7 protein-coding genes, 1 tRNA gene and 1 other RNA gene are annotated in these 12,832 nt (G+C 71.3%); 7 read left to right on the top strand and 2 right to left on the bottom strand.

Features of this window, described 5'->3' with window-relative positions; genetic code table 11:
* From ASC56_RS40740 to ASC56_RS28870, 4 genes are all read left to right on the top strand, one after another.
* On the top strand, positions 1 to 1,592 hold a 1,592-nt coding region (locus ASC56_RS40740; RefSeq protein WP_199836083.1), incomplete at its 5' end, for a CopD family protein.
* A gap of 340 nt (positions 1,593 to 1,932) precedes the next feature.
* Complete coding sequence (locus tag ASC56_RS28880) at positions 1,933 to 3,243, top strand: ABC transporter substrate-binding protein (protein ID WP_055494514.1); 1,311 nt, start codon at positions 1,933 to 1,935, stop codon at positions 3,241 to 3,243.
* Positions 3,240 to 4,223 carry a carbohydrate ABC transporter permease gene (locus tag ASC56_RS28875; RefSeq protein ID WP_055494513.1) on the top strand — a complete coding sequence of 328 codons (984 nt, stop codon included), beginning with the start codon at positions 3,240 to 3,242 and terminating at the stop codon, positions 4,221 to 4,223. The genes ASC56_RS28880 and ASC56_RS28875 overlap by 4 nt, the downstream gene beginning before the upstream one ends.
* Positions 4,220 to 5,134, top strand: a complete 915-nt coding sequence (locus ASC56_RS28870; protein WP_055494512.1) for a carbohydrate ABC transporter permease — start codon at positions 4,220 to 4,222, stop codon at positions 5,132 to 5,134. The genes ASC56_RS28875 and ASC56_RS28870 overlap by 4 nt, the downstream gene beginning before the upstream one ends.
* A 148-nt stretch (positions 5,135 to 5,282) precedes the next feature.
* Here the strand turns inward: ASC56_RS28870 and ASC56_RS28865 are convergent, their stop codons facing one another.
* A complete protein-coding gene (locus ASC56_RS28865; RefSeq protein ID WP_079102771.1) occupies positions 5,283 to 8,006 on the bottom strand; it encodes a SpoIIE family protein phosphatase/ATP-binding protein in 2,724 nt (907 codons plus the stop codon).
* Positions 8,007 to 8,521: 515 nt separating this feature from the next.
* Positions 8,522 to 8,606 (bottom strand) — tRNA-Ser (locus tag ASC56_RS28860).
* Between the two features lie 76 nt (positions 8,607 to 8,682).
* Between ASC56_RS28860 and ffs the strand changes: the two genes are divergently transcribed.
* The 3 genes from ffs (at position 8,683) to purD (ending at position 12,645) form a co-directional block, all read left to right on the top strand.
* Positions 8,683 to 8,773: signal recognition particle sRNA small type (gene ffs / locus ASC56_RS37305), an RNA gene on the top strand.
* A 102-nt stretch (positions 8,774 to 8,875) separates the two neighbouring features.
* On the top strand, positions 8,876 to 11,275 hold the full coding sequence (locus tag ASC56_RS28855; RefSeq protein WP_055494511.1) for a DNA polymerase III subunit gamma and tau: 2,400 nt from the start codon (positions 8,876 to 8,878) through the stop codon (positions 11,273 to 11,275).
* A gap of 113 nt (positions 11,276 to 11,388) precedes the next feature.
* On the top strand, positions 11,389 to 12,645 hold the full coding sequence (gene purD, locus ASC56_RS28850) for a phosphoribosylamine--glycine ligase (RefSeq protein ID WP_055494510.1): 1,257 nt from the start codon (positions 11,389 to 11,391) through the stop codon (positions 12,643 to 12,645).
* Positions 12,646 to 12,832 lie beyond the last annotated feature (187 nt).

Below are 12,832 nucleotides of genomic sequence, written 5' to 3'. Positions count from 1 at the left end.
GGGCTGGCGACGGCCACCGGACCGGCGACGGCGGCGGCCACCGGACCGGCGACGGGGACCGGGTCGGCGACGGCTACCGGACCAGCGGCGGGGACCAGGCTGGCGGCGGCGACTGGATCGGCGACGGGGACCGGGCCGGCGACGGCTACCGGACGAGCGGCGGGGACCGGGCTGGCGACGGCCACCGGACCGGCGACGGCGACGGCCACCGGACCGGCGACGGGGACCGGGCCGGCGACGGCTACCGGACCAGCGGCGGGGACCAGGCTGGCGACGGCCACCGGACCGGCGACGGCGACGGCCACCGGACCGGCGACGGCTACCGGACCAGCGGCGGGGACCGGGCCGGCGTCGGCCACCGGATCGGCGACGGCCACCGGCCCAGCGATGGGGACCGGACCAGCGGCGGGGACCGGGCTCGCGACGGCGACCGGATCGGCGACGGCCGCCGGAGCGGGAGTGGTGCGGTGGTCGGCGGACGGCTTCGGTTCGCGATCGTGATCCTGCTGTCCCTCGCGCTGGCCCTCACCTGGACGGTGGCCGAGCATGCCTCCGCCGGGATCCAGGTGCCGCTGGCGATGACCTCGGCCGTGTTGCACCTGCTGGCGATGGCCGTGTGGCTGGGCGGTCTGGCGGCCCTGCTCACGGCGCTGCACCGGGCGCCCGGGGAGCTCCCGGCGCCCGCGGTCGCCCGCTTCTCGCGCCTGGCCTTCGCCGCGGTCGCGGTCCTCGTGGCCACCGGCGTCTACCAGTCCTGGCGCGGCCTCGGCTCCCTGGACGCGCTCACCTCCACCCCCTACGGCAGGCTGCTGACCGCCAAGCTGGTCGCGGTCGCGCTGCTGCTGACGGCGGCGGCGTACTCGCGCCGCTGGACGGTACGGCCGGCGGTGCCGACGGCGGAGGCGTCGGTACCGGAACGGGTGCGGGAACCGGTGGGGGCCGCGGGGGCGGGTGCCGAGATGGCGCGTACGGATGCCCTCCTGAGGGACGGCGGCGCGGGGGAGGATCCCACCGGTCCCGAGCGGGGCGCAGCAGCAGCTGAGGACGGGGACCCGGAGACCGTACGCACGGAGTCCGGGCCGGAACGCCGAGCCCCCCAGGACCCGGGGCTCCACCGTCGGGCCCTGCGCCGCTCCGTACTGGCGGAGATCACGATCGGGATCGTGGTGCTCGTGATCACCACGCTGCTGACGGGCACACAGCCGGGACGCGCGGCGGCGGAGGCGGCGTCGGCGGCCGCGGCCGAACAGCCCCTCGGCTCCGCCACGGTGGTCCCCTTCGACGTGGGCACGCCCGGCGGGCACGGCAAGGTGCAGATCGAACTGACCCCGGGCCGGGTGGGCGAGAACCAGGTCCAGGCGGTGATCTACGGGCCCGACGGCGGCATCGCGACGGTTCCGGAACTGCGCATCACCTTCACGTTCGCGGAGCGGGGCGTCGGCCCCCTCGACGCGAAGGTCACCGACCGGGGCGGCTACTGGACCGCCGACGCCCTGAACCTTCCGCTGCCGGGCACCTGGACGATGAAGGTGACCGTGCGCACCACCGACATCGACCAGATCACCGTGTCGAAGAACGTGCGGATCGGATAGCGGGCGGTACCTGACGCCAGGTCACCCCCGGATGGTGGGTAAGGCTGTTTACTTCTGGCGGCGTTGGCCGACCCTCGCTTCCTGTTCGTGAGCTGCGACGGAGCGGTCGCGGCCCGTGATCCTCCGGCTCCGTACCTGGCCTGTCGGTCGCCTGTTTGTCAGCCAAGGCGATCAACGGGGCGTCGATTACGTTTCAAAAACGACGGTCGGCGCTCTTGACGCATGACCGGACATGCGAGTCTGATGACGCCCACGATGTTCGGTCGAGTTGGTTTCTGGTCGATTCTGACCCGCTGGCCAGAGGGCCATCCGTGACCGACCCCTGCCCCCAGGAGCCGTCATGCAGCACTCTCCCTCCGGCCTCTCCGTCCCCGGCCCGAGCCGCCGCACCCTGTTGCGCGGGATCGGGGGCGCGGCAGCGCTGGGCGCGTCCATACCCCTGCTGAGCGCCTGCGCCGGCAGCGCAGGGGCCGGCGACTCGAAGACCGTCACGCTCGGCTCCAACGCCTCGGACGCCGTGCCCAAGAAGGCCTTCGCCGACATCTACGCGGCGTTCAAGAAGAAGTCCGGGATCACGGTCGCCGTGAACACCAAGGACCACAACACGTTCCAGGAGCAGATCAACTCCTATCTGCAGGGCACGCCCGACGACGTCTTCCACTGGTTCGCCGGGTACCGCATGCAGTTCTTCGCCGCGAAGAAGCTGGCCACGCCTATCGACGACGTGTGGCAGACGATCGGCGGAAACTTCCCCGACGCGATGAAGGCCCTGAGCAAGGGCGAGGACGGCAAGTACTACTTCGTGCCGCTGTACACGTACCCCTGGGCGATCTTCTACCGCAAGAGCGTCTTCCAGCAGCACGGGTACCAAGTCCCCACCAGCTGGTCCCAGTTCGTCGCCCTGTGCAAGCAGATGAAGAAGGACGGGCTGATCCCGATCGCCTTCGGCGACAAGGACGCCTGGCCCGCGCTCGGCACCTTCGACCAGATCAACTTCCGCACCAACGGCTACGACTTCCACGTCGAGCTGATGGCGGGCAAGGCGTCCTGGACCGACGCCAAGGTGCGCAAGGCCTTCGACAACTGGGCCGAGATCCTCCCCTACCACCAGGACGGCGCCGTCGGCCGCACCTGGCAGAACGCCGCCCAGACCCTGGTGTCGAAGAAGGCCGGCATGTACCTCCTGGGCACCTTCGTTGCACAGCAGTTCACCAACAAGGCCGACCTCGACGACCTCGACTTCTTCGCCTTCCCCGAGATCGACCCGACCTACGGGCAGGACACCGTCGAGGCGCCCACCGACGGCTTCATGGTCAGCAAGGCTCCGAAGAACCACGCCGGCGTGGTGAAGCTCCTGGAGTTCCTGGGCACTCCGGAGGCCGAGCAGATCTACCTGAAGGCCGACCCGAGCGTCGTCGCCGCCTCCACCAAGGCCGACACCTCCTCGTACACCGCCATCCAGAAGCGCGCCTACACGATGATCACCGGCGCCAAGCACCTCACCCAGTACATGGACCGCGACAGCAGGCCCGACTTCACCTCCACGGTGATGCAGCCCGCGATGCAGACGTTCATCCGCGACCCCAAGGGCATCGACAGCCTGCTCTCGTCCATCGAGCGCCAGAAGAAGACGATCTTCGCCGCCTCATGAGCACCGAGACCAGCACCCAGACCCCGGAGGCGGCCGCCGCGCCGCCTCCGGGCGGCGCGCGCACCGGCACCCGGCGCGTCCGGCGGGGGCACCGCCGCCTGCTCACCCATCGCGACCGGCTCACCCTGGGCCTGATGGCCGGCGTGCCGACGGTCCTGCACGTCGCGCTCGTGTGGGTCACCGCCCTGGCCTCCGTCGCCCTGGCCTTCACCACCTGGGACGGCATCGGCTTCGACTCGATCAAGTGGGTCGGACTGGAGAACTTCAAGGAACTGTTCTCCAACAACCCGCAGTTCTGGCCCGCCGTCCAGCACAACGTCGTCTGGTTCGTCGTACTGATCCTGATCCCCACCCCGCTCGGCCTCTTCCTGGCCGTGCAGCTGGACAAGAGGATCCGGTTCAGCAGGGTCTACCAGACGGCGTTCTTCCTGCCGGTCGTGGTGTCCTTCGCGGTCGTCGGATTCGTCTGGCAGCTCGTGTACAACCCCGACACCGGACTGATCAACAGCCTGATCGGGGCCAACAAGCCCGGCCACTACATCGACTGGATCGGGGACCCGAACCTCAACCTCTGGGCCGTCCTCATCGCCGCCTCCTGGCGGCACACCGGCTACATGATGATCCTCTACCTGGCCGGTCTGAAGGGAGTCGACCCGTCGCTGCGCGAGGCCTCGGCGCTGGACGGCGCCAACGAGTGGCAGACGTTCAAGAACGTCATCTTCCCGACGTTGCGCCCCACCAACACCATCGTGCTGGTGGTCACCATCATCGAGTCCCTGCGCGCCTTCGACCTGGTCTTCGTGTTCAACGGCGGGGCCCACGGCACCGAACTGCTGTCGATCCTGGTGACCAACAACATCATCGGTGAGTCCAGCCGCATCGGATACGGCTCCGCGATCGCGGTGGTCCTGCTGCTGATCTCGCTCGGCGTGATCATTCCGTACCTGGTCAGCACCTTCCGGAAGGAGCGCCGATCGTGAGCACCTCCACCTCCACCTCCACCGTCACCGTCACCGCCGCCCCGCCGAGGCGGCGTGCGCCCGTCCGCCCCGCCCGGGTGCTGCTGCACGTGTTCCTCGCCGGAACGGCGCTGGCCTGGCTCGCGCCCTTGCTGTGGGCCCTGTACGCCGCCCTGCGGCCGTACTCGGAGACCAGCGCCCGGGGCTATGTGTCCTGGCCGGGCAGGCTGGGCTTCGACAACTTCACCAACGCGTTCCAGCAGTCGGGCATGACGCACTACTTCCTCAACACGCTGCTGATCGCGGTCCCGGCCGTGCTGTTGACGCTGTTCCTGTCGTCCTGCGTCGCCTTCTACGTCAGCCGCTTCGACTTCCGCCTCAACCTGGCCCTGCTACTGGTCTTCACCGCGGGCAACCTGCTGCCGCAACAGGTGATCATCACTCCGCTGTACCGGCTGTACCTGCTGATCGACCTGCCCGGCGTCACGGTCAGCGGCAAGCTGTACGACTCCGCGCTGGGCCTCGTCCTCATCCACGTGGCGTTCCAGTCCGGCTTCTGTGCCTTCGTGCTGAGCAACTACATGCGGATGCTGCCGCACGAGCTCACCGAGGCCGCGCTGGTGGACGGCGCGTCCGTGTGGCGGACGTACTGGCAGATCGTGCTGCCGCTGTGCCGCCCCGCCATGGCCGCCCTCGCCACCCTGCTGTCCATCTGGATCTACAACGACTTCTTCTGGGCCATCGTCCTGACCTCCACCGGCGAGAACATGCCGATCACCTCGGCCCTGAAGAACCTCTCCGGGCAGTACTTCACCGACCCGAACCTGGTCGCCGCGGGCGCCCTGCTCACCGCGATCCCCACGCTGATCGTGTACTTCCTCCTGCAGCGGCAGTTCGTCAGCGGTCTGACCCTGGGGGCCAACAAGGGCTGAGCCCCGTCGAGGGACACGTTCCCTTCCGAGAGAACCACCGTTCCCACGTGCGCCTGATGCGCGAGGCCGGGCCCCGCCGGACGGGCTACCCCATCGGGACCGACGAGCCGCTGCGGGTTCCTCGGTCGCCGTCGCCCTCCGTCCGGGTTCACCCGGACGGATCCTCGAACTGTTCGAGAAGAACGTCGACCGCTGTGTGGCCCGTGCCGGCGAAGGGGCCGTCGTGCAGGGTCAGTTCCGCCCAGATGACCTTGCCGTGGGTGGTGTACCGCGTTCCCCAACGCTGTGCGAACTGCGCCACGAGGAACAGCCCTCGCCCGCCCTCGTCCGTGGTCGCCGCCCGCCGCAGGCGCGGCGAGGTGCTGCTGCCGTCCGCCACCTCGCAGAGCAGTGAGCGCCCGTACAGCAGCCGCACCGTGACCGGCGGCGCTCCGTACCGGATGGCGTTCGTGACCAGCTCGCTGACGATCAGTTCCGTGCTGAAGCCGAGCTCCTCCAGTTCCCACTCCCGCAACTTCTCCCGGCAGCGCGCCCGCACCGAGGGCACCACGGCCGTGTCCGTCGGCACGTCCCACTCCGCCACGCGCGAGCGCGGGAACAGCCGGGTACGCGCCACCAGCAGCGCGATGTCGTCGGAGGGATGTGCCGGCTTCAGCGCGTCGATCACCGCCTGACACGTCTCCTCGGGACTACGCCCCCCAGCCGCCTCCAACGCCCTCCGCAGCCCCTCCAGCCCGGCCTCGATGTCACGGTTGCGGTCCTCCACCAGGCCGTTGGTGTACAGCACCAGCCGTGACCGTTCGGGCAGATGCAGCTCGACGGTGTCGAAGGGGTAGCTCCCCAGTCCGAGTGGGGCCGAGGCTGGCACGTCGGGACAGGTGACGGCCCCGTCCGGGGGTATCACCACCGGGTCGGGATGTCCCGCACGGGCCATCGTGCACATCCCCGTCACCGAGTCGTAGATCGCGTACAGACACGTCGCTCCCGTCACGCCCTCCGCCTCCCGGCCTTCCGCGGCCTCCACGCTCCTCTCCTCGTTGTCCATGCGCACGACCAGGTCGTTCAGGTACCCGAGCACCTCGTCCACGGGAAGGTCCAGCGTGGAGAAGTTGTGCACCGCGGTGCGCAGTCGCCCCATGGTCGCCGCCGCGTGCAGCCCGTGACCGACGACGTCGCCCATCACCAGCGCCACGCGTGCGCCCGACAGCGGAATGACGTCGAACCAGTCCCCGCCCACCCCCTCCTCCGCCGGCAGATACCGCCAGGCCACCTCCAGCGCGTCCTGATCCGGCTGCTCCCGCGGCAGCAGACTGCGCTGCAGCGTGACCGCCATCGCGTGCTCCCGGGTGAACCGTCGGGCGTTGTCGATGGCCACCGCCGCCCGCGCGGCCAGCTCCTCCGCGAAGGACAGGTCCTCCGGCTCGAAGGGCGGGGAGTTCCCCTTCCGGTAGAAGGTCGCCACGCCCAGCGACACACCCCGCGCCCGCAGTGGCACGGTCACCAGCGAGTGCAGCCCGCTCTCCAGGGCCTGCCGGGCGCGATCAGGGTCCTGCTCCTGCCAACCGCGCGCCTGCCGCAGGTCCGCCTCCAGCACGCCTCGCCCCTCCCGCAGCGCCCGCATGTGCGGGGTCGTCGCCGAGAACGTGACCACTTCGTCCACCCGATACAGCGGGATCATCTCCTGATCGCCGCTGATCGCCGCACGCCGTAGATGCCGCCACGCCTCCTCCGTCGGCTCCCACCCCCGCAGCACCGTGTCCAGCAGATCCACCGTCACGCCGTCGGCGAACTGCGGCACCGCCACGTCGGCGAGTTCCTGGGCCGTACGCACCACATCCAGCGTCGTCCCGATCCGCACCCCGGCCTCGTACAGCAGCTTCAACCGCTCCCGCGCCACCTCGGCCCGCCCCGAGACCGCCGCCAACTCCGTGGTGTCCCGCAACGTCACCACGCTGCCTCCCCGGCCCGAGTCCGGGAACGTGGGCCGCTTGTTCACGGCCACCAACCGGTCCTCCGCGAGATGCACCTCATCGGTGACCGCCTCCGGCGACGTGAGCAGACGCGTGAACTCCTCCGGCAGCCCCAGCTCCCGCACAGGGCGTCCCTGCGCATCCTCCGGCAGGCCCAGCAGCCGCATCGCCTCCTCGTTGGCCAGCAGCAGCCGCCCGTCGGCGTCGACGATCAGCACCCCTTCCCGCACCGCGTGCAGGACGGCGTCATGGTGCTCGTACATCTGCGCGAGCTCCGTGGGGGACATGCCGAGCGTTTGCCGCTGCAGCCGCCGGGACACCAGCGTTGTCCCGCCCGCGGCCAGCGCCAGCGCGGCCGCGCCGGCACCGAGGGCGATCGGCAGCTGCGGCAGCCACTGCTTCGCCACGTTCTTGACCGTGATCCCGGCGGAGACCAGGCCGACGACCGTGCCGTGCGCGTCGGTCACCGGGACCACCGCCTGGATGGCCGTTCCCTTGCCCGCGGGCAGGGGCGGCCCGCCGGCCTGCTCGATGACCGTGTGTCCCTGCAGCGCCGGCTTGAAGGTGCCGACGAACATCTTCCCGATCTCGCTGGGGTAGGGGTACGTGTAACGAATCCCCTCGGTGTTCATGACGATGACGAAGTCCACGCCCGCTCGCTTGCGTGCCGCTTCGGCCTGCGGCTGCAGCACCGCTGTCGGGTTCCGGCTGCGCAGCGCCTGCACCAGCCCGGGGGCACTCGCGAACGACTGGGCCGCGACGACCGACTCCCGACGCCCCTCCTTCACCGCGTCACGCTCCGCCTGCACCACCAGGGTGGTCACCGCGGCCAGGATCAGCAGCACCACGATCGCGGTCTGGACGATGAAGACCTGTCCGGCAGTACTGCGCGGGTTCAGCAGGGAAGAGCGACGATCATGCGAGCGTCCGGTGGGTGGTGGCACGACGGGCTCCGATATCGCCAGGAAGATACCTTCATGCACCCTTCATAACACTGCTGCGCGAGCCGGGGCCGATCAGAACCGGACCGGGGCTGGTCTCGTGGGCTCGGGGAGGAGACGGGCGGCGGCCGCACCGCCGTGGTCGCCTTCTCGCGCCGTACCGCGAAGCCCGGCCTATTCGGTCGCCGGCGCGGTCCGGGTCGCCCCCACTCTCCAAGTCTCCGTCTGTGGGTTCGGGGTGGGCGGGGGGTGTTCTGACCTGGGGCGTGCGGCTTGACATCTGTCGGCAGGCGGCGGGCCTGGCGTGCCTCGTCCTTTCCGATGTCGGCGACCTCGAGCCGGGAGAGCACCCAGTCCCGGCGCTGCTACGAAGACGCGCAGTGGTCGTCGCCGGGGCGACCCAGACTGCATCCACGGAACGACGAAGGCCCCGACCTGATCGGTCGGGGCCTTTCGTTTGCCCTGCTGGGCGGCTGCGGAGGATACGAGATTCGAACTCGTGAGGGGTTGCCCCCAACACGCTTTCCAAGCGTGCGCCCTAGGCCTCTAGGCGAATCCTCCGCCGGAAACATTACATGACGCCGAGGAGTGCTAGCGAACTCGTTCGGGCCCCCGGCGATCGGGTACGCTGGGGTCCAGCCCCTCACGCGGCGCTATCTGACTGAACTCCCCCAGGGCCGGAAGGCAGCAAGGGTAGGTCGGCTCTGGCGGGTGCGTGAGGGGTCTTCGACATTCCCGGGGAGGGCGCCGGGCGGGGCCGCGAGGGGTGGCCCCCGGGGGAGCGGCTGGGGCCGGGCGCTTTGTCAGTGGGCGCCTATAACCTCGTATGCGTGTCGTCTCTCGCGCTGTACCGCCGCTATCGCCCGGAGTCCTTCGCCGAGGTCATCGGGCAGGAGCATGTCACTGACCCGCTGCAGCAGGCGCTGCGGAACAACCGGGTCAATCACGCGTACCTGTTCAGCGGGCCCCGCGGCTGCGGGAAGACGACCAGCGCGCGGATCCTGGCCCGGTGCCTGAACTGCGAGAAGGGGCCGACGCCGACCCCGTGCGGTGAGTGCCAGTCCTGTCGCGACCTCGCCCGCAACGGACCCGGTTCGATCGACGTCATCGAGATCGACGCCGCTTCGCACGGTGGTGTGGACGACGCCCGTGACCTGCGGGAGAAGGCCTTCTTCGGACCCGCGAGCAGCCGGTACAAGATCTACATCATCGACGAGGCCCACATGGTCACGTCAGCCGGTTTCAACGCGCTGCTCAAGGTCGTCGAGGAGCCGCCCGAGCACCTCAAGTTCATCTTCGCGACGACGGAGCCCGAGAAGGTCATCGGGACCATTCGGTCGCGCACCCATCACTATCCGTTCCGGCTCGTGCCTCCGGGGACCCTCCGGGACTACCTCGGTGAGGTGTGCCAGAAGGAGGACATCCCCGTCGAGGACGGGGTCCTGCCGCTCGTCGTGCGGGCGGGCGCGGGGTCCGTGCGTGACTCCATGTCCGTGATGGACCAGCTGCTGGCGGGTGCGGGCGCCGACGGTGTGACATACGCCATGGCCACCTCGCTGCTCGGGTACACCGACGGGTCGCTGCTCGACTCCGTCGTCGAGGCCTTCGCGTCCGGGGACGGGGCCGCCGCCTTCGAGGTCGTGGACCGGGTCATCGAGGGGGGCAACGATCCGCGCAGGTTCGTCGCCGACCTGCTGGAGCGGTTGCGGGACCTCGTGATCCTCGCCGCCGTGCCCGACGCCGTGGAGAAGGGGCTCTTCGACGCCCCGGCCGACGTACTGGAGCGGATGCAGGCCCAGGCGGGCGTGTTCGGTCCGGCCGAGCTCAGCCGGGCCGCCGACCTCGTCAATGAGGGGCTCACCGAGATGCGGGGGGCCACCTCGCCCCGGCTGCAGCTCGAGCTGATCTGCGCGCGCGTGCTGCTGCCCGCCGCCTATGGGGACGAGCGGTCGGTCATGGCACGGCTGGACCGGCTGGAGCGGGGCGTCGGCTTCTCCGGCGGCGGCGCGGGCCCCGCCATGGGAGCGGGCCCCGCCATGGGATACGTGCCCGGGCCCGAGGCGCATGCGGGGATGGCCGGGGGGCCGGTGCCGCAGGGGGCCGCGCCCGTCCCGCCGCCCGGTGGCGGTGCCGCCGCGGCCCGGGCGGCGGCGCGGGCCGGTGGGCCGGGCTCCGGTGGTCCGGGCGGCGCGCCGGGTTCCGGTACGTACGGGGCCGGGGGCGCCGGTGCTCCGGGCACCCAGGACGGCGGGTCCGTCCAGGGGCCGCCTCCCGAGCGTCAGGAGACCGCCCCCGCCGCTGCCGCACCGGCCCCCCCGCAGGCTCCGGCGGCTCAGCCGCAGGCCCCCGCCGCCCCGGCTCCCGCTCCCGGCGCCTGGCCCACCGCGGCCACGGCCGGAGGTGGCAGGCGGCCCGGCGGGTGGCCCACGGCGGCGCTCGCGGGCGGCGGGCAGCCCCCGGCCGCACCCGCGCAACAGGCGGCGCCCGCACCGTCCACGGCACCCACGGCCACGCAGGCGTCGGCCGCCGCGCCGGCTCCGACCGGAGCTTCCGCGCCCGCTCCGACCGGGGCTTCCGCGTCGGCTCCGGTCGGGGCTTCCGCACCGGCGCCCGGCGGGCTGGATCCCCGGATGCTCTGGCCCAACATCCTGGAAGCGGTGAAGAACCGCCGCCGCTTCACCTGGATCCTGCTGAGCCAGAACGCTCAGGTGGTGGGCTTCGACGGCGCGACGCTGCATCTCGGCTTCGTGAACGCGGGCGCGCGGGACAACTTCCTGAGCAGCGGCAGCGAGGACGTGCTGCGGCAGGCACTGGCCGAGCAGTTCAACGTGCACTGGAAGGTCGAGGCGATCGTCGACCCCTCGGGCGGTTCGGCAGCGCCGGCGGCCGCGGGCTCCGGTTTCGGCGGCGGTTTCGGCGCCGGAGGGGGCGGTGGCTACGGCGGAGGCCCTCCGGCCGCCTCGCGCCCCGCCCCGCAGCAGCCGACTCCGGCAGGCTGCCCGGCGGCACCGGTGGGCCCGGCACCGGCGAGTCCGGCACCGGAGCCGGCACCCGCCGCGCCCGCCCCGGCACAGGCCACGCCACCGGCCCCGGAGCGACACGTGGTCGCCCCCGAGGACGACATGCCGGAGGACGACGATCCCGATCTCGACGAGTCGGCCCTCTCGGGCCACGAACTGATCGTCCGCGAACTGGGGGCCACGGTGGTGGAGGAGTTCTCGAACGAGTAGGGCGCGCTCGATGTCGCGAACAGGCCCGCTTGGTAGGAAGCCACAAGCCGCTGCCGCCCCTCCTTTCGGTGGCCCCCACAAGGGCACTCCCCCGCGCCGGTTAGGCTGACCCCGTGAAGGTCCTCGTCATCGGTAGCGGCGCCCGCGAACACGCCCTGTGCCGTTCCCTCTCCCTCGACCCCCACGTCACCGCGCTGCACTGTGCCCCCGGCAACGCGGGCATCGCCGAGGTGGCCCAGCTGCACCGGGTGGACGCCCTCGACGGAAAGGCCGTGGCCGCGCTGGCCACCGAGCTGGGCGCCGAGCTGGTCGTCGTGGGCCCGGAGGCGCCGCTCGTCGCGGGTGTCGCCGACGCCGTGCGCGAGGCCGGGATCCCCGTCTTCGGTCCCTCCGGCGAGGCCGCTCAGCTGGAAGGCTCCAAGGCCTTCGCCAAGGACGTGATGGCGTCAGCGGGTGTACCCACCGCGCGTTCATACGTCTGCACCAACGCCGAAGAGGTCCAGGAGGCGCTCGACGCCTTCGGTCCTCCGTACGTCGTGAAGGACGACGGTCTCGCCGCCGGCAAGGGTGTCGTCGTCACCGCCGACCTCGAAGCCGCGAGGGCGCACGCGGCCCGCTGTGAGCGCGTGGTCATCGAGGAGTTCCTCGACGGCCCCGAGGTGTCCCTGTTCGCCATCACCGACGGCCGGACGGTCCTGCCGCTCCAGCCCGCCCAGGACTTCAAGCGCGCCCTGGACAACGACGAGGGCCCGAACACCGGCGGCATGGGTGCGTACTCGCCGCTGCCGTGGGCCGACCCGAAGCTGGTCGACGAGGTCCTGAAGGCCGTTCTGCAGCCGACCGTCGACGAGATGCGCCGCCGCGGCACCCCGTTCTCCGGACTGCTGTACGCGGGTCTGGCGATCACCTCGCGCGGCGTACGCGTCATCGAGTTCAACGCCCGCTTCGGCGACCCCGAGACCCAGGTCGTCCTCGCCCGGCTGAAGACCCCGCTCGCCGGCGTGCTGCTGGCCGCGGCCAACGGCACCCTGGCCGATCTGCCGCCCCTGCGCTGGAGCGACGACGCGGCCGTCACCGTGGTCGTCGCCTCCCACAACTACCCGGGCACCCCCCGCACCGGCGACCCGATCACCGGGCTCGACGAGGTGGCCGCCCAGGACGCCCCGTACGCGTACGTCCTGCACGCCGGCACGAGGCACGAGGGCGACGCGGTGGTGAGCGCGGGCGGCCGCGTGCTGTCCGTCACGGCGACCGGCGCGGACCTCGCGGAGGCGCGCCGACGGGCGTACACGGCGGTGGACCGCATCGGGCTGGAGGGTTCCCAGCACCGTACGGACATCGCGGCGAAGGCGGCGGGAGCCGGGGTCTGAGCCCGAGCGCCTGCCCGTGAGCTTGCGCAGCTGTGCCCGATCCCAGGTCGTGGACCGGTCGGGCGATGAACCCCATGGGCCCCGAATCGGTCTCAGGACTCGGGGCCCATGGCATGGGCGGGGAGCGGAATGAACGCCTTGCGTCCAGGCGGTCCGGTGGGAGCGCGAAGCCGCGATCCGGGGCCTG

This window comes from Streptomyces sp. TP-A0356, from assembly GCF_001417775.1.
Classification (GTDB): domain Bacteria; phylum Actinomycetota; class Actinomycetes; order Streptomycetales; family Streptomycetaceae; genus Streptomyces.
Note: the sequence above shows the minus strand (reverse complement) of the source record. Positions and strands in the feature narration are given on the sequence as shown.

Bases quoted from the DNA above. Each gene is read 5' to 3' on its own strand.
- ASC56_RS28880 (WP_055494514.1), top strand. From the start codon at position 1,933: ATGCAGCACTCTCCCTCCGGCCTCTCCGTCCCCGGCCCGAGCCGCCGC.
- ASC56_RS28875 (WP_055494513.1), top strand. From the start codon at position 3,240: ATGAGCACCGAGACCAGCACCCAGACCCCGGAGGCGGCCGCCGCGCCG.